The organism is Deferribacter autotrophicus (assembly GCF_008362905.1).
Lineage (GTDB): Bacteria > Chrysiogenota > Deferribacteres > Deferribacterales > Deferribacteraceae > Deferribacter > Deferribacter autotrophicus.
On record NZ_VFJB01000010.1, the window covers coordinates 34,712 to 51,116 of the forward strand.

The following is a 16,405-nucleotide window of genomic DNA, read 5'->3' on the forward strand; positions in this document are numbered from 1 at the left end:
ATGAAGTTGAATGAACTTTTAGAAAAATATCCTTACGTAAAAGATATTTTCGACAGTTATAATTTAACATTAGAAAACCTGGACATAACTCTGGATCAATTCTTAGAATCGATCAATGAAGATGAATTACAAGAACATGGTGTCACAAAAAATGAGATCCTTGCTACAATAAACAATCTCATAGAAGAAATTAAAGAAATTGAAGAGGAAGAAGCTAAATTTAATGTGGAAACCCTTACAATTCTCGGTGGTTTTGACAAGTCAGGACAGAAGGAAGATGTGGAAATAACCATTAAAAAAGGCGAGATCATCTCTGTTGTGGGCCCAACAGGTTCAGGAAAAAGTAGATTGCTTGCTGATATCGAATGGTTGGCACAGGGCGATACGAATACAAAAAGAACCATTTTAATAAACGGTCAAAAACCTTCTCTGGATTTTAGGTATTCCACAGATAAAAAACTTGTAGCCCAACTTTCACAAAACATGAATTTTGTTGTGGATTTAACAGTCAGAGAGTTTATCACCCTTCATGCGGAAAGCCGAATGGTTTTAAATACAGAAAAAGTGGTGCAACTAATTTATGAAAAAGCCAATGAGCTTGCAGGTGAAAGGTTTGACTTTGATGTACCCATTACCTCTTTAAGTGGTGGTCAATCAAGAGCATTGATGATAGCAGATACAGCATTTTTAAGTAAATCTCCCATTGTGCTTATTGACGAAATTGAAAATGCAGGAATAAACAGAAAAAAAGCTTTGGAGATATTAGTCAGCAACGACAAAATTGTTATCATGGCTACTCATGATCCAATCCTTGCTCTATTGGCTGATAAGAGGCTTGTTATAAACAATGGAAAAATTGCAAAAATAATTGAAACAACGAAAGAAGAAAAAGAAATTTTACCAGCTTTGGAGAAAATAGATCAAAAACTTTTGAGTATTAGAAACAAGCTTCGTGATGGCTTTGTAATAAACGAAATATATATGGAGGTATAATATGCACGAAGGATGTAGTGGAAATTTTGAAAATGGAAAACAGGTAGTAAATAAACTAAGAATGATGGGTTTTAGCAATCAATACATGCCCATGCCTATGAAAATAAAATGTAAAAACTGTGAAGAAGAGTTTATGATGGAAACTTTTGAGGCAAAATGTCCGAAATGTAGAATGACTTATGGAGTAACCCCCTGTCACGCTTTTTCTCCAGAAAATGTCAAGGAAGCAGGAATAGATTATTGAGAACCGATAAATTTAACTGTTAACTGGAGGCAGAATTTTAAATGTTTAAAAGAACACTAAGCAAAGAAAAAAGGATAAAAAAAGACGCAAAAGTTCTAAAAAAATTTATAAAGGTCTATTGTAAGAAAAATCACTTAAAAAACGGTGTAAAAGAGTACAAAGAAGGATATTGTGAAGATTGTTACGACCTTCTACATTATGCTTTAAAAAGAAATGAAAAATGTCCTTTAGATCCTAAACCTCAATGTAAACATTGCACTATTCACTGTTATAAACCCGAATACAGAGCAAAAATCAAAGAAGTCATGAAATTTAGTGGAATTTATTTCCTAAAAAGAGGCAGACTTGATTGGGTATTTCATTATTTCTTCTGATGAAAATACAAAAAAAGCCCCTCAAAAGAGGGGCTTTTTTTTATTGATATAACAACTATTCCTTATTTTTTTAGAGCACTTTTATAAACTATAGAATACCTATCATCAGTAAAAGCATGCATTGTAGGAAACTTACCAAAAACCCAACCATCAAAAACAAGCTGTTTATCTTTATAAATTTTCACTTTAACAGCCGGATTATTTTCTTCAGCACTTTTAGATGTCATTACGCCACTTTCATCCATAACAAAGTCAGGTAAAAACGCTTCCACTTGAATTGATAGAGGGGTTCCTGATACTTCAGAAGTTTGCCCAATAATTATTTCAGTGTCGATATCCTTTTTTTCTTGATTATCTTTAACAGCGATAATTACACTTTTAAATTTCTTTGCTACTTCATCTGGAACAACAATTCTTTTCTCTACTTTTTGTTCTGTTTCATGAGGACTTTCAGCCTTTACGGTTGTTTCTTGCTGAACTGGTTTAGCATGTATATCAGTCTTACTTTCTCCTTCATCTTTCATTGTGTTTTGTGAACACGCAATTGCAATTGCTAAAAAAATAAACAAAAGTTTTTTCATCATTACCTCCTGAAATAATCGAACACGAAAAGGGTAAATTCAACCCCTCACCGCAATATTATTTTTGATATGTATAGTTATAAAAATTATTTAAATCAAGTGTTTTTTGAACTAGGCATCATCACAGTTTTTGCAAATAAGTTGTAAAGGTCGTAAGGATAGTAGGAGTTATAAAGGTTGTATGGATAAAAAATAATTTCCTAGTTAACAAAAAGTTAGGTGATGCTAGATAATTTTGGATTAAAAAAATCGATTAAATATTTTTGAAAACTTTCTCTGATTCGTCCCTGAAAACTAAAATGTGGAATTTTATAGATGGCGGAGAGGGCGGGATTCGAACCCGCGGTACCCTTTTTAGGGGTACACTCGCTTAGCAGGCGAGCGCCTTCGACCGACTCGGCCACCTCTCCATAAAAAAATGGCGGAGGGGGTAGGATTCGAACCCACGGTGGGCGTCAACCCACAGCGGTTTTCAAGACCGCCGCCTTAAGCCAGACTCGGCCACCCCTCCGAAGAGCGAGTCATTATATAATACAACAAAAAAAATTTTTCAACAATTTTATTTTTGAAAATTATTTTTTTGTAAAAATCACTTTATTATAAAGAAAATTTTATTGAAAAGAAATAGTTTATTTACAATTTGTTATAATTTATTATAAAGATTTATATATGGAGAGGTGCCGGAGCCTGGCTTATCGGGCCTGACTCGAAATCAGGTGTCCGACCTTTGTCGGACCGCGGGTTCAAATCCCGCCCTCTCCGTATTCTTTATAATATTCTTTATCAATCAATAACATATAAGAAACTGTTCGCCCCACCCTCTCCTTCTTCTTGTGATTTTAGAAATGGCTGAAAGATAAAAACGTAAGAAAATTGAAAACAGCAATTACTTTATGACAGCACTGAATAAGAAACGATAAGAAAAATATGGTAGATTAAGGTAATAAACATTTTTCCAATATAGGCATATCTGATATAAAAAATAGTTTGAAATCTATAGGTTTCTTTAGAACTCACAAAAGTTATCTTATAAATTTACAATATTTAAGTGAAATGGAATGTGAAGGAAATAAATGTCAATTAATTCTTAAAACACCTAAAAAGACCTTTATTATTCCATTAAGTAGGCGTAATAAAACAAAATTAAAGGGTAATTTGTCCATTCGTTAGAGTATTTTACCACTAATTATCCTTTTTCAACCTGTTAATACATGTAATCACCCAGGTATCATTCAATTGACAAACTATGTTTTAATATGTTTAAATGTTTAAATAAGGGGGTGCTAAATGAAAGCCGTACTTATTTTTCCGGAAAGGTGCATTGGTTGTAAACATTGTGAACTATCGTGTGCTATTGCACATTCTCAAACAAAAAGTCTGTTTAGCATGTTTTCAGAGAAAATTATTTCAAAACCTAGAATTCATGTAGAAGTTGGTGAAGATCTTCTAACATTTCCAAACAAATGCAGACACTGTAATCCTGCTCCTTGCATAGAAATTTGTCCTACAAATGCTATTGTAAGAGATGAAAGTACCGAATTTGTTTTGGTGGAATATAGTAAATGTATAACATGTGGCATGTGTGCCATAGCTTGTCCTTTTGGAATAATCACATTTGATAAGACACCAAATGTAATGACTAACAGGAGTGTTAATCTAAAATGTGACAATTGTATTGAGAGAGTGGAAGAAGGTAAAGAACCTGCATGTGTTGAAGCATGCAAAACAAATGCTTTGGTATTTGGAGAAATAAATAATTTAATCGGCAAAAAACGGAAAAATATTACTAAAACAGTTACAAAATCTCCGGATGAAGCAGAGGAATTTGAATTACCAGAAAATATTAAATTGTGGCGAAGCATGTTAAAGCATGAAGCCCACTCAAACAAAAATTAATCAAATAAGGAGGTAAAAATGCCTAAAAATTGGAAACCTGAAGATAAATCTATAGATCAGGCAACTCAAGAAATGATAAAAAAAGCAGAAAAAGAAAATATTGAAACTATATGGGATAGGTTGGAAGCTCAACAGCCACAATGCGGTTACGGTCAGCTGGGTATATGTTGTAAAAATTGTTTTCAGGGACCTTGTAGAATAGATCCTTTTGGTGATGGACCTAAGAAAGGGGTATGTGGAGCAACCGCAGATACCATAGTAGCAAGAAATTTAGCGAGAATGATAGCTGCGGGCGCTGCGGCTCATTCAGATCACGGTAGACATGTTGTCATAGCGATGTACGAAGCGATTGAACATGGTGCACCCTATCCTATAAAAGACGAAAAGAAATTAAAATCCGTTGCTAAAAAGCTTGGTATAGCCGTGGATAATAGGGAAATCAAAGAAATTGCAAAAGATGTAATAAAAAAAGCATTCGAAGACTTTGGGAAACAAGATGATAGTATCATAAATTTTGCTGATGCCTATGCAAATGATAAAAGGAAGCAAACATGGAAAGATGCTGGAGTTGCACCAAGAAATATTGACAGAGAAGTAGTAGAGATAATGCACAGAACAACTATGGGAGTTGATCATGACACCGTTTCTTTAATCGCTCAAGGTATAAAAGCTTCTCTTGGAGATGGATGGGGCGGATCTTTAATAGCCACTGAATTTCAGGATATACTTTTTGGAACACCGCAAATAGGAAAAAGAGAAGCAAATTTAGGCGTTCTTAAAGAAGATTATGTTAATATTGTTGTACATGGACATGAGCCTGTTCTTTCAGAAAAAATAATTGAGGCTGCACAAGATCCAGAGCTTATAGAGCTTGCAAAAAAATATGGCGCCAAAGGTATAAATGCAGTTGGAATGTGCTGTACAGGTCTTGAACTTTTGGTAAGACATGGCACTCCCATAGCTGGTAATTACTTACAACAGGAATTAGCTATAGTTACAGGTGCAGTTGAGGCAATGGTAGTTGATGTGCAATGTATAATGCCTTCTTTAGTAGATGTGGCAAGATGCTTCCATACAAAAATTATTGATACAAGCTCGTTGGCTACTTTTCCTGGTGCTACCCATATCAAATTTGATGAAAGAAAAGCAGACGAAATAGCAAAAGAAATAGTTAGAACAGCCGTTGAAAATTTTTCAAATAGAGAAAAAAACAAAGTTCAGATTCCAAAAGGCAAAAGTGAAGCAATAGGTGGTTTTTCCGTTGAAGCTACTCTTGAAGCATTAGGTGGCAGCTTACAACCACTAGAGGATGCAATAAAATCCGGTACAATTAGAGGAATAGTTGGTATAGTTGGCTGCAATAATGTTAAGGTAAAACATAATTATAATCATATTACTCTCACCAATGAGCTTATAAAAAACGATATTCTCATCATTGGAACCGGCTGTTGGGCAACAGCATGTGCGGAATACGGTATATTCTTACCTGAGTATGCGAAAAATGCTGGCGATGGATTAAGAACTATTTGCGAATCACTTGGTATTCCACCGGCTTTAAATATGGGCTCGTGTGTTGATTGTTCAAGGATGCTTGTACTTGCAGATTTGATGGCAAGAGATTTAGGGGTTGATATTTCGGATTTACCTCTTGCAGGTTCTGCTACTGAAGCAATGACGGAAAAAGCAGTTTCCATAGGGACATATTTTGTTGCTTCAGGAATATTCACCCATTTGGGTACTACACCTCCGGTTCTTGGCAGTCAAGAAGTTGTAAAAGTATTGACAGAAAATGCTTTTGATATTGTGGGTGGAGCATTTTATGTCGAACCGGATCCGGTAAAAGCAGCCAAAACTTTAACCGAGTATATAGAGAAAAAGAGAAAAGCTTTGGGAATTTAAAGGAAGGGCAGTCCCCTCCCTTTAAATTTTAAGAGGTAAACAATGGATGCAAAAACCATAGATGAAATTATCGAAAAGTATAAAAATCCATCAGGTATGGTGTTAGGTATTTTGGAAGAAATACAAAATATCAATAAGTATTTATCTAAAGATGCATTGATTTATGTTTCAAAAAAAATCAATGTACCTTTTTCTCAATTGTATAGTGTGGCAACGTTTTATTCGTTTTTTAATTTAAATCCCGTAGGTGAACACATTATAAGCGTTTGTACGGGTACTGCATGTCATGTGAAAGGTGCTGCCGAGATACTTAAATCGCTGGAATACCTGCTTGGTATAACCAAAGAAGAATCTACAGAGGATTCGAAGTTTTTTTTAACCACTCATGATGGATGTTTTTCCCTAAATGCGGCTCGTTGTTTTGGTTGTTGCTCTATGGCACCTGTCATAAAGGTGGATGATAAAATGTATGGCTATGTAACAATCCAGAATCTACCAAAAATACTTAAAGAGTATGGCTGGAGTAAAAAATGAAAATTACGTCATTGGAGGATTTGGAAAATATAGCCAGAAAAGGTTTAAAAAAATTAAATCCCGATAACAAAGTACGCATAAGTGTAGGATTTGCGACATGCGGTATTTCGGTAGGAGGGGATGATGTTTTTAAAACCTTTAAAGAGAAAATATATGAAAGAAAACTTAATAACTTAGAACTATGTAAGACAGGTTGTATAGGTTTTTGCGGAGAAGAACCTCTTGTAAATATAAAGATGCCGGGCAAAAGTATAGTAGTGCTACATAGAGTAACACCTAATGATGTGGATGATATATTGCAAAAAATAGAAAATGAAACATACGAGTTTCATAAGGCTTTCTTTAAAATAGATGATTGGGATCACGTAACATCCAAAATACATTATGGTGACGGTTATGAAAATATACCTAAATGGAATGAAATAAAATTTTTTAAACCTACTAAAAGAGTCGTGTTAAGAAATTCTGGAATTATAAATCCCGAAGATATCGATGAATATATTGCTGTGGGCGGATACAGATCCCTTTATAAAGTTATAAAAAGTATGACTCCTGATGAGATAATTGAAGAAGTAAAAAAATCCGGATTAAGAGGTAGAGGAGGAGCAGGATTTCCAACCGGATTGAAATGGGAATTTGCAAAGAAAGAACAAAGTGATGTCAAATATGTTATATGCAATGCGGATGAAGGTGATCCGGGTGCTTATATGAATCGAAATGAAATGGAATCTGATCCACATATGATAATTGAGGGAATGATAATAGGAGCCTATGCGACAGGGGCAACCGAAGGTATAATTTATATAAGAGCCGAATATCCTCTGGCTGTAGAAAGGTTTAAAAAGGCTATAAATGACGCCAAGAAGTACGGATTATTGGGAGAAAAGATATTGGGAAGTAACTTTAATTTTGACATAATAGTAACAGAAGGAGCAGGTGCTTTTGTATGTGGTGAAGAAACAGCTTTAATAGCTTCTGTGGAAGGGGAAATAGGAAGACCGAGATTAAAACCACCGTATCCTGCTCAAAAAGGGTTATGGGGTAAACCGACAAATATTAACAACGTTGAAACATGGAGTAATGTCCCCGTAATAATAGCAAAGGGTGGTGATTGGTTTTCCAAACTTGGGACCCAAAAAAGTCCTGGTACAAAAGTATTTTCTCTTGTTGGAAAAGTTAAGAACGTTGGTTTAGTTGAAGTGGAGTTAGGAACCACTATTGATAGGATAGTTAATTATATAGGAAATGATGGCGTTAACAACGGGAAAATTAAGGCAGTTCAGACGGGAGGTCCCTCAGGCGGATGTATCCCTGAAAATTTGTTTAATACTCCGATAGATTATGAACATCTTGCTGCGGTAGGATCTATTATGGGTTCCGGTGGAATAGTAGTGATGGATGATGATACTTGTATGGTAGATACAGCAAAATACTTTCTTGATTTCTCTATAGATGAATCATGCGGTAAATGTGTATCTTGCAGAGAAGGATTAAAACATATGCATGATATATTGGATGATATTACAAAAGGAAAAGCGACATTTGAAGATATTGATACATTGAAAGAACTTGCTCAAACTGTAAAAGTAACATCTCTTTGCGGTCTAGGAAAAACCGCCTCAAATCCTGTTTTAACTACATTGAAGTATTTTTATAAAGAGTATGAAGAGCATGTGAAACATAAACGCTGTTTTGCTAGAGTATGTAAAGATTTGATTCGGTATGTAATAGCCAAAGATGAATGTACGGGATGTACCATTTGTGCGAAAAGATGTCCCGTAAATGCCATCAACGGAGAAAAAGGCAAGCCTCACATCATTAGTCAAAATGTATGTGTAAAATGTGGAATATGTTATGACGTATGTAAATTTAATTCAGTTAAAAAATTATCTGAAGCTATAGGCGGTGAGAAATGACTGAATATGTGAATATCTACATAAACGGTAGGAAATATGAGGCGAAAAATGGAGAAATGCTTTTATCAGTAGCAAGAAGAAACGGTATATATGTACCTTCCTTATGTTATGAAGAAGCTCTCGGCGCTTATGGATCATGCCGTATGTGTATTGTTGAAGTGATAGCAGGAGAGCAAAAAGGTATTACTACTTCTTGTTCGCTTGCTTGCACAAAAGATTTAAAAGTAGAAACAGATACTCAGGAAATAATCAAACACCGTAAGATACTTATAGAACTATATTTAGCTCAAGCCCCAAACTCTGAGAAAATTCGTGAATTAGCAAATAAATATGGCGTTAAGAATACTAGATTTAAAAGAAAAATAGAAAAAAAAGATCCTTTGGATAATAAATGTATTCTCTGCGGTCTATGTGTTAGAACATGTAATGAGTTAATTGGAAGAGGTGTAATAAATTTTATAAATAGAGGTTACAAAACAAAAGTTAATACGCCGTATTTCGAATCCAGCGAAATATGTATGGGATGTAAAGCATGTCTAGAAGTATGCCCTACTGATGCCATAACTATAACGGATAAAGGAGATACAAGGATACTATCATCTTGGAGTAATACAACCGTTAAAATGGAAAAATGTATAGGATGTGGTAAGTTTTCTGTGCCTGAGCCAATAAGAAAAAAAATGGATTCTAAATTTTTCTATGAAGATGAAGTATTAAAGAATTTATGTCCGGATTGTAGAAAAAAACTTATAACGAAAAAAGTAACATTAATAAGTGAGAAAAAGGTGGAACAATATGTCAAGTAAGGAAAAAGAAAAATTATTTAGCGTAGCAAAAAAGTTAAAGGAAAAAACCAATAATGATAATGAAAATCTAGAGTTTAAAATTGTTGTTACAGGTAAAGGTGGTGTTGGAAAAACAACTACTTCGGCTATTTTATCGCATTTGTTTGCAAAGGATGGATACAATGTGTTGGCAATAGATGAAGACCCTCAGATGAATTTACCATACTCATTGGGATTGGATGAAAAAAAGGCGAGCAAAATTATACCTTTATCACATAACCTTGACTATATAGAGGAAAAAACAGGTGCAAGACCTGGTACATCATGGGGATTGTTTTTAAGTCTTACCCCTGATGTTAAAGATGTGGTGGAAAAATTCGGAGTAAAGGTAAATGATAAAATCAGCGTGTTTGTTATGGGGACGGTAGTTCAGGCTGCAACAGGCTGTCTTTGTCCCGAAAATGCCTTGCTCGATGCTGTTATAAGATACATCTCTTTAAGGAAAAATGAAATAATTATTATGGATACTCAAGCCGGGGTTGAACATTTCGGCAGAGCTTTGGCAAAGGGTTTTAGACATTGTGTTGTTGTAACGGACTATACTTTCAATGCAATTGAGGTTGCCAAACATACAGCTAAGTTGGCTCAACAAATTGGAATCCCAAACATATATCTGTTAGTAAACAAAATTAGGAAAGAAAGAGACATTGAAAAAGCCAATGAATATTTACAAAGCTGTAACGGTCTATTTAAAGAGGTGTTTTTCGGAAAACACAGTGATTATATACTGGACAATGAGCCGTTTGTTACACCAGTTATAGATGTAAATGACGAATATATAATAACATTACAAAAACTAAAAACTACACTACAAAGAAATAATATAAACTAATTTGTATTACTCGTATAATTGTTTTTAAAACCAATAATTTTCTGGTGCTTTTTATTAGTGTTTTAATAAAAATTTTGGCTTCAGAGTGTTGTGTTAGAATTGTGATAAGATTCATTACCATATTATTTTAACGTAGTCTTAATCTACTAGATAACTCAACTTATTTATAATTAAATGCAATTATAAATATACTTAAAATTATGGTTAGAATCCCATCCTTTCTGTATTTCCAAACTTTTTATTGACATATGTTCATTATTTGCTATCTTCTTCTGAAAAAGCAACAATAAGGAGGTTGTTATGAAAGTAGTGGTTATTGGCGGAGGACCTGGAGGTATTCAAGCAACAAGAACAATTAAAATGCATAATCCTGACATTGATGTGACAGTGATTAGACCTGAACCATACAGTGTAATTTATTGTGCTCTTCCATATGTGATAGAAAATCTTGTTGAAAGGGAAAAAATTAGAAAAAGTGATGAATTAGTTACAGGTGTTGGAGCAAAACTCATCAAAGACAAAGCAACCAAAGTAGATTTTGATACTAAGACTATCCATACCGAAAAAAGTGGAAACTTTAACTATGACAAATTAATTATTGCAACAGGTGCAAATCCATTTGTACCCCCAATCCCTGGTCATGACCTTTGTAATATAGCAACAGTAAAAACCGAAAATGATTTAGAAAACATTTTAAAATATTTAGAATCAGGAGCAAAAAAAGCAGTAGTTGTGGGAGCTGGAAATATCGGTATTGAAATGGCTGTTGCTATGAAAGAAAGGGGTTTGGAAACATACCTTATTGAAATGCAAAATAGAGTTTTACCAAATTTGCTAGATAAAGATTTTTCAAAATATCCAGAAGAAGACATCCGAGAAAAAGGGATAAATTTGCTTCTAAATACAAAGGTGGAGGCCCTTGAAGGTCAAAAATATGTTGAAAAAGTAATACTTTCCACTGGTGAAACAATAAATTTGGGTGAACATGATCTAGTAATTTTTGCAGTGGGCGTAAAGGCAAATGTAGAAATTTTTAAAGATACAAATTTAAATATTGATAACTCTGGTATAGTTGTAGATGCCCACATGAGAACTAACATAGAAGATGTATATGCCGTAGGAGATGTAGCATCATTCATCTCTTTTATCGATAAAAAACCGATAGGAGGAAAACTCGCCACAAATGCGGTTCCAATGGGCAAAATTGCTGCATACAATATTTTAGGAAGAAATTACAAATATCAAGGATTTATAAATGGAGCCATCACTAAGGCAATTAAATGGAGAATGGGTGGTACCGGTTTTACTGAAGAAGTAGCTAAACAACGTGGTTTTGAAATTGTCTCAGCTGTGGGAGAAACTACAACAAGATTTCCTATAATCCCAGGTGCTAAAAAAGTATACGTAAAACTTATAGCTGATAAAAAAACTAAAAAGATTATTGGTGGTCAAGTGGTTGCCGGAGAAGGTGTTCCTGGCAGAATAGATACAATCTCACTAGCAATACAAAATAAAAATACAGTATATGACCTTTTTAATTTTAGCTACTGTGCTCAACCTTTCCAAACATTTTTCCCTGCTAACAACGCCATTACAATGGCAGCAGAAAAACTAATGAATTATTTTGAAAAAAATGCTTAACAAAAAGAGGAGGGGGTCCCCTCCCCTTTAAATCACACAATTATTAATGGTTACCTCCATAATGGTATAATTATTTTTCTCAGAATCTTCTTAAAATCTTTTTAAATTTTAAGAATTAGGAAAGAGTTGTTTGTTGAATAAAAAATGCTTAATGTTTTTGTACATATCTATGTTGATGCTTTTTTGAATTCTTGAACAATAAAATCTACACAAAGTATGTAATGCTTAGAATTTTTATTTTTAAAAACCACCGAAAGCGTTCTGCATAAATTCCCAGTTGCGTGAGAAATATATTCATCTGAAAAATAAAATGGTAATCCCAACTTTTTTAAATAGTAGTAATATTCTTTCAATGAATGGTCAGTACCAATTTTTGCTGGCTGAAATATTTTATGCTTTCTTTGAGGTATTTCGTTAGAATCATAAGTTGTTATGCTGATCTGTATACCATCCATATTCAAAATATATATACATTCTACATCCTCAAGGCCCTTTTGGATATTAGCTATTTCTTGATTAAAATTCTCTGGTTTTGCTTTTTTTAGTTTAAGCAATATCTTTTCTAACATTGCTAAATATTTTTGTTTATTTTGCTGATTTTTGAAAAGTTTCTCTTGTAAGTATAAATTTATGGAGTTAACCGTTTTTTCGATTTTTTTTAAGCAATGTTCTTCAAAGTTATTTACATCGTTTGTTGGTTCTGAAAAATAATATCCCTGAAAATGGCTAATTCCCATCTCGTAACATTTTATAACTTCTTCTTCAGTCTCAATTCCTTCAGCTAGCGTTATTGCTCCTATTTTGTTGGACAAGTGTATTATAGAATTTATAATGGATTGTTTGAAATAATCCTTGTCAACTCGCTTAACCAACTCTTTGTCAATTTTAATGATATCTGGTTTTACCTGTACTATTCTATCCAAGTTCGAATGATTTGCACCAAAATCATCCAAAACAATTAGAAACCCGTTATTTTTACAATCCTCAACAAATTTAATCAGTTTTTCAATAGATCTGATCCTAGTTTCCACAATTTCTATAGCAATAGAATTAAATGCAATACCAGCACTTTCAGCTAGCCTTTTTGTCCATCCTGGGATAATATTAGGTCTATCGAGAATAGAAGAATCAATGTTCATAAAAAGGATATAATTACTGATATGCTGTAACCTAATAAAACTTTCGATGGCTTTTTTCCTGCATATTCTGTCTATTTCTAAACTTTTTCCCAACACTTTTGCTTCATTAAATAATTTCATTGGAGAAATAATCTTCCCTGTCCCTGGCTCTATACCCCGGCTTAATGCCTCAACACCCACAATTTTCTTTTCTTTAATGTTGATTATTGGTTGAAATACAGTAATTATATTTTCTTGCTCAATAACCTCAATTACCTCAGAATAACTACTATTAATCATGGATTATTTTCCCATAAAATTATTTTTAATATCAAGTTTAGTTAATGCAAATAAAATGCCACAATAAAAATAGCCAATTAATATAAAAAAAATGTATTTTATGGCTGACATATGGCTAACAACTAGAACCTTCTAATAGATTATAACTTTAATCAAATGATTATTTTTTGACTTAATTTGTATAATCATTAATCAATATGACTAACAACTATAAAATACTTATAGAGTGTTTTTCCATTTTAGAACCTCCCGTATTTTTCTTAAGGGCTCACAGGAGGTTCTTTTTATCTAAACAACAGACACAATTAAAGTTACACTAAATATTTAACTCTTCAGATTTCTTATACAAATAAAGGATGTTGCACAGTAAATTTTAATAACCAATTGATATTCTTTGTAATATTCACTAAAATAGCATTGATTTTTAAAGAATAAGGGGGGGAGAAATGCCTGAAAGAAAGATAATGGGTCTAACAGTAGCCGATTTAGCAACTCAGGATAAATTGTCAAAACAAAAGAAGAACAGACTAAGATTGATAAAAGAACTCATAGATTTTTCAAGGATAGATAAGATATTACGCAAGCATTATAAATACACAAAGAATGCGAGTGGTCATTCCGCCTATCCTCCATTATTACTGTTCAAGATACTGTTTTTGCAGAATTTGTATAATTTAAGTGATTACGAGATAGAAGAGTGTTTGCACGACCGATTGAGTTTTATGGACTTTGTGGGTTTATCGATGGAAGATGAAGTTCCAGATCATTCTACGATATGCCGTTTTAGACAGAGATTATCTAAACTTAATTTGGATAAGAAATTATTCAAAGAGATAAACCGTCAATTAAAGAAGCATGGCTTTATATTGGAGAAGGGTGTGATAGTAGATGCTACAGTTGTGGAAGCAAAAAGCCGTCCTGATAAGCATATAGAAATAAAAGATCAAGAATTTTCAGAGGATGAGCATTCAGATACGGATACAGATATTTCTAATACAGATGTAGAGATAAAATATCCATTAGAAGAGGATGCTAATTGGTTGAAAAAGGGTAAAAAGTCTTATTATGGTTACAAGGCACATGTAGCAGTGGACAGTGCTCACGGATTTGTATTATCAGTAGGAATTACTGGCGCTAACGTTCATGAATCTAGATATTTGAGATATTTGGTAAATGATTTAAAGAGTAACGGGTTAAATATAGAGAGATTATTTGCGGATAAGGGTTATAGTAGCAGAGCTAATCGTGCTTTTTTACGAGCAAATGCTATAGAAGATTTAATAATGCATAAGAGAGTTAAAGGAGGCGGATTGACGGAATTGCAGGAAGAATTGAACAGGCTGTGTCGCAAATTTCGTTACAAGATAGAGAGAAGTTTTGGGACATTGAAAACGAATTATGGATTGGGTAGATTTAGGTACAGGGGGCTTCGCAAAGTATTGTATGAATTTTTAATGAAATCGCTATGTTTTAATGTTGTTAAGGCGTTGAGATTATGTTTTTAGGAGGTTTTGACAGTGGAATTGCGTCCAAAATCGGAGATTTTGGGCGTAAATATGGTTTTTAATAACGAAAATTGGCTGTAAGAATGAATTTTTTTTAAATTTTAGGTGATAAAAAAATCAAAAAAAACTGAAATTTTAAAAATATCCTTGCTGTGCAATGTCCTTAAGATTTATTGTACTAAATAAAAATTTCGTTGCATAGCATAATTTACTATTAAACAATTTGTTAAATAACTTGTTTTTTTATAATATAATTTTTATTCTATATTATCAAATAACAAAGGGGGATTTCCCCCTTTTAGCTTAAATTGAATACCACCATCCTAACTTCTGTCATTTCATCTACAGCGTATTTCACACCCTCACGGCCAAGGCCTGAAAGCTTAACACCGCCATAAGGCATATTGTCAACCCTGAATGTTGGAACGTCATTCACTATTACACCACCAAAGTCAAGCCTATTAATCAGATAAAAAGCAGTATTTATATCCTGAGTAAACACACCCACCTGCAACCCGTATTTTGTATCATTAACAAGCCTGATTGCCTCATCTAAATTATTATATTTAAACAAACTTACTACAGGTGCAAAGACTTCATCCTTAACCACCTTCATATCGCTTGTGCAATTTTCAAGCACTGTAGGATAATAAATACTGCCTTTTCTCTTTCCACCTACAAGTATTTTGGCCCCCTGGCTAACAGCTTCATTCACCCACTGTTCAACCCTTTCAGCCTCTTTTAAATCTATCATAGGGCCAACTACAACATCATCTTTCAACTGGTCACCTACTCCCATCCCTTCCAGACTTTTTACATACATATCTTTAAATTCATCATAAATACTCTCATGGATATAAATCCTCTGCACACTTATACACACCTGACCAGAATTTGCAAACCCGCCAACCACACATGTGGGCAAAGCTTTTGCAATATCAGCATCTTTATGAACAATTACAGGCCCATTATTTCCAAGCTCTAATGTAACTCTCTTAGTCCCTGATTTTGCCTTTATCTGTAGTCCCACTTCAGGAGAACCTGTAAATGTAATTTTAGCCACTTTATCTGATTCAACTAAAGCATTACCCACCGTTGAACCAGAACCAACGACAATATTTATCCCTTCTGCAGGAAATCCTGCTTCAAGAATCACTTCCACAAGCTTGATTGCTGTAATTGGCGTAGATGAGGCAGGTTTCAAAACAACAGGGCAACCAGCAGCAATACCAGGGCCTACTTTATGAGCAACAAGGTTCAGTGGAAAATTAAATGGAGTAATAGCACCCACAACCCCAATAGGATGCCTCTTATAATATCCAAACCTGTTTTTACCACTTGCCGCAGCATCAAGAGCAACTACTTCTCCATTATCACTTCTTGCTACATCAGCACTAAATTTAAATGTCTCGATAGCACGTGCCACTTCCCCTCTTGCAAATTTGATCGCTTTACCAGACTCTAGTGAAATTGTTTTTGCAAAATCCTCTGCTCTATCCTGAAGAAGCATTGCAATTTTTTCAAGGATCTCCCCTCTTTCTTTTGCTGTTAGGGAAGCAACTTTTTCCCTTGCCGCATATGCTGTATTTATAGCAAACTCAACCTCTTTTTTACTTGCTTCATAAACTCTTGCTATAACTTCTCCATTATAAGGATTAGTTACATCAAGAACTTTTTCTGTTTCTCTCCACTTTCCTCCAAAAAACAATTTTTTTGTTTCCATGTTA

The 16,405-nt window shown here is 33.9% G+C and carries 15 protein-coding genes and 3 tRNA genes; 13 read left to right on the plus strand and 5 right to left on the minus strand.

All coding sequences use genetic code 11. The features are described from left to right. Genes FHQ18_RS11990 through FHQ18_RS12000 form a run of 3 tightly spaced genes read left to right on the plus strand, consistent with a single transcriptional unit; the run spans position 1 to position 1,611 of the window. The gene (locus FHQ18_RS11990) at positions 1 to 993 is read left to right on the plus strand and encodes an ATP-binding cassette domain-containing protein (RefSeq protein ID WP_188020418.1); all 993 of its coding nucleotides are present in this window, start codon (positions 1 to 3) and stop codon (positions 991 to 993) included. A 1-nt stretch (position 994) separates the two neighbouring features. Then, positions 995 to 1,237 (plus strand): hypothetical protein, encoded by a 243-nt coding sequence (locus FHQ18_RS11995; protein ID WP_149267420.1) that lies wholly within the window; start codon positions 995 to 997, stop codon positions 1,235 to 1,237. A gap of 41 nt (positions 1,238 to 1,278) precedes the next feature. Beyond that, positions 1,279 to 1,611, plus strand: coding sequence for a nitrous oxide-stimulated promoter family protein (locus FHQ18_RS12000; protein ID WP_149267421.1), 333 nt, complete (start codon positions 1,279 to 1,281; stop codon positions 1,609 to 1,611). Positions 1,612 to 1,673: 62 nt separating this feature from the next. Here the strand turns inward: FHQ18_RS12000 and FHQ18_RS12005 are convergent, their stop codons facing one another. From FHQ18_RS12005 to FHQ18_RS12015, 3 genes are all read right to left on the minus strand, one after another. Further along, positions 1,674 to 2,192, minus strand: a complete 519-nt coding sequence (locus tag FHQ18_RS12005) for a DUF2155 domain-containing protein (protein WP_149267422.1) — start codon at positions 2,190 to 2,192, stop codon at positions 1,674 to 1,676. 316 nt (positions 2,193 to 2,508) lie between these two features. Next, positions 2,509 to 2,602: transfer RNA gene (locus FHQ18_RS12010), tRNA-Ser, on the minus strand. Between the two features lie 9 nt (positions 2,603 to 2,611). Continuing rightward, positions 2,612 to 2,703, minus strand: a tRNA-Ser gene (locus FHQ18_RS12015). 160 nt (positions 2,704 to 2,863) lie between these two features. Between FHQ18_RS12015 and FHQ18_RS12020 the strand changes: the two genes are divergently transcribed. The 9 genes from FHQ18_RS12020 (at position 2,864) to FHQ18_RS12060 (ending at position 11,755) form a co-directional block, all read left to right on the plus strand. Next, positions 2,864 to 2,954 (plus strand) — tRNA-Ser (locus FHQ18_RS12020). A 213-nt stretch (positions 2,955 to 3,167) separates the two neighbouring features. Then, a complete protein-coding gene (locus FHQ18_RS13000) occupies positions 3,168 to 3,362 on the plus strand; it encodes a LytTR family transcriptional regulator DNA-binding domain-containing protein (protein ID WP_425457916.1) in 195 nt (64 codons plus the stop codon). A 117-nt stretch (positions 3,363 to 3,479) separates the two neighbouring features. Continuing rightward, on the plus strand, positions 3,480 to 4,088 hold the full coding sequence (locus tag FHQ18_RS12030; RefSeq protein ID WP_149267423.1) for a 4Fe-4S dicluster domain-containing protein: 609 nt from the start codon (positions 3,480 to 3,482) through the stop codon (positions 4,086 to 4,088). An 18-nt stretch (positions 4,089 to 4,106) separates the two neighbouring features. Continuing rightward, positions 4,107 to 5,987, plus strand: coding sequence for an anaerobic carbon-monoxide dehydrogenase catalytic subunit (gene cooS, locus FHQ18_RS12035; RefSeq protein ID WP_149267424.1), 1,881 nt, complete (start codon positions 4,107 to 4,109; stop codon positions 5,985 to 5,987). 42 nt (positions 5,988 to 6,029) lie between these two features. Beyond that, positions 6,030 to 6,521: an NADH-quinone oxidoreductase subunit NuoE family protein gene (locus FHQ18_RS12040; RefSeq protein ID WP_149267425.1), complete on the plus strand. Its 492-nt coding sequence runs from the start codon at positions 6,030 to 6,032 to the stop codon at positions 6,519 to 6,521. Next, a complete protein-coding gene (locus tag FHQ18_RS12045; protein WP_149267426.1) occupies positions 6,518 to 8,437 on the plus strand; it encodes an NADH-quinone oxidoreductase subunit NuoF in 1,920 nt (639 codons plus the stop codon). The genes FHQ18_RS12040 and FHQ18_RS12045 overlap by 4 nt, the downstream gene beginning before the upstream one ends. Further along, positions 8,434 to 9,243 carry a 2Fe-2S iron-sulfur cluster-binding protein gene (locus FHQ18_RS12050; RefSeq protein ID WP_149267427.1) on the plus strand — a complete coding sequence of 270 codons (810 nt, stop codon included), beginning with the start codon at positions 8,434 to 8,436 and terminating at the stop codon, positions 9,241 to 9,243. Before FHQ18_RS12045 ends, FHQ18_RS12050 begins: the two co-directional genes overlap by 4 nt. Further along, complete coding sequence (locus FHQ18_RS12055; protein ID WP_149267428.1) at positions 9,233 to 10,114, plus strand: ATP-binding protein; 882 nt, start codon at positions 9,233 to 9,235, stop codon at positions 10,112 to 10,114. The genes FHQ18_RS12050 and FHQ18_RS12055 overlap by 11 nt, the downstream gene beginning before the upstream one ends. 300 nt (positions 10,115 to 10,414) lie before the next feature. After that, entirely contained in the window at positions 10,415 to 11,755 is a 1,341-nt protein-coding gene (locus tag FHQ18_RS12060; RefSeq protein WP_149267429.1) for an NAD(P)/FAD-dependent oxidoreductase, read from the plus strand. A gap of 167 nt (positions 11,756 to 11,922) precedes the next feature. On the opposite strand, the gene FHQ18_RS12065 is transcribed toward FHQ18_RS12060, so the two are convergent. After that, entirely contained in the window at positions 11,923 to 13,173 is a 1,251-nt protein-coding gene (locus tag FHQ18_RS12065) for an EAL domain-containing protein (RefSeq protein ID WP_149267430.1), read from the minus strand. Between the two features lie 446 nt (positions 13,174 to 13,619). Here FHQ18_RS12065 and FHQ18_RS12070 point away from each other — a divergent pair, with 446 nt between their 5' ends. After that, a complete protein-coding gene (locus FHQ18_RS12070) occupies positions 13,620 to 14,678 on the plus strand; it encodes an IS5 family transposase (RefSeq protein WP_149267431.1) in 1,059 nt (352 codons plus the stop codon). Between the two features lie 298 nt (positions 14,679 to 14,976). Here FHQ18_RS12070 and FHQ18_RS12075 read toward each other — a convergent pair whose 3' ends face one another. Further along, positions 14,977 to 16,401 carry an aldehyde dehydrogenase family protein gene (locus tag FHQ18_RS12075; protein WP_149267432.1) on the minus strand — a complete coding sequence of 475 codons (1,425 nt, stop codon included), beginning with the start codon at positions 16,399 to 16,401 and terminating at the stop codon, positions 14,977 to 14,979. Positions 16,402 to 16,405 lie beyond the last annotated feature (4 nt).

Excerpts from the sequence above, each read along its gene's own strand:
- FHQ18_RS11990 (WP_188020418.1), top strand. The coding sequence starts at position 1 with ATGAAGTTGAATGAACTTTTAGAAAAATATCCTTACGTAAAAGATATT.
- FHQ18_RS11995 (WP_149267420.1), top strand. The coding sequence starts at position 995 with ATGCACGAAGGATGTAGTGGAAATTTTGAAAATGGAAAACAGGTAGTA.
- FHQ18_RS12000 (WP_149267421.1), top strand. The coding sequence starts at position 1,279 with ATGTTTAAAAGAACACTAAGCAAAGAAAAAAGGATAAAAAAAGACGCA.
- FHQ18_RS12005 (WP_149267422.1), bottom strand. The coding sequence starts at position 2,192 with ATGAAAAAACTTTTGTTTATTTTTTTAGCAATTGCAATTGCGTGTTCA.
- FHQ18_RS12030 (WP_149267423.1), top strand. The coding sequence starts at position 3,480 with ATGAAAGCCGTACTTATTTTTCCGGAAAGGTGCATTGGTTGTAAACAT.
- cooS (WP_149267424.1), top strand. The coding sequence starts at position 4,107 with ATGCCTAAAAATTGGAAACCTGAAGATAAATCTATAGATCAGGCAACT.
- FHQ18_RS12040 (WP_149267425.1), top strand. The coding sequence starts at position 6,030 with ATGGATGCAAAAACCATAGATGAAATTATCGAAAAGTATAAAAATCCA.
- FHQ18_RS12045 (WP_149267426.1), top strand. The coding sequence starts at position 6,518 with ATGAAAATTACGTCATTGGAGGATTTGGAAAATATAGCCAGAAAAGGT.
- FHQ18_RS12050 (WP_149267427.1), top strand. The coding sequence starts at position 8,434 with ATGACTGAATATGTGAATATCTACATAAACGGTAGGAAATATGAGGCG.
- FHQ18_RS12055 (WP_149267428.1), top strand. The coding sequence starts at position 9,233 with ATGTCAAGTAAGGAAAAAGAAAAATTATTTAGCGTAGCAAAAAAGTTA.
- FHQ18_RS12060 (WP_149267429.1), top strand. The coding sequence starts at position 10,415 with ATGAAAGTAGTGGTTATTGGCGGAGGACCTGGAGGTATTCAAGCAACA.
- FHQ18_RS12065 (WP_149267430.1), bottom strand. The coding sequence starts at position 13,173 with ATGATTAATAGTAGTTATTCTGAGGTAATTGAGGTTATTGAGCAAGAA.
- FHQ18_RS12070 (WP_149267431.1), top strand. The coding sequence starts at position 13,620 with ATGCCTGAAAGAAAGATAATGGGTCTAACAGTAGCCGATTTAGCAACT.
- FHQ18_RS12075 (WP_149267432.1), bottom strand. The coding sequence starts at position 16,401 with ATGGAAACAAAAAAATTGTTTTTTGGAGGAAAGTGGAGAGAAACAGAA.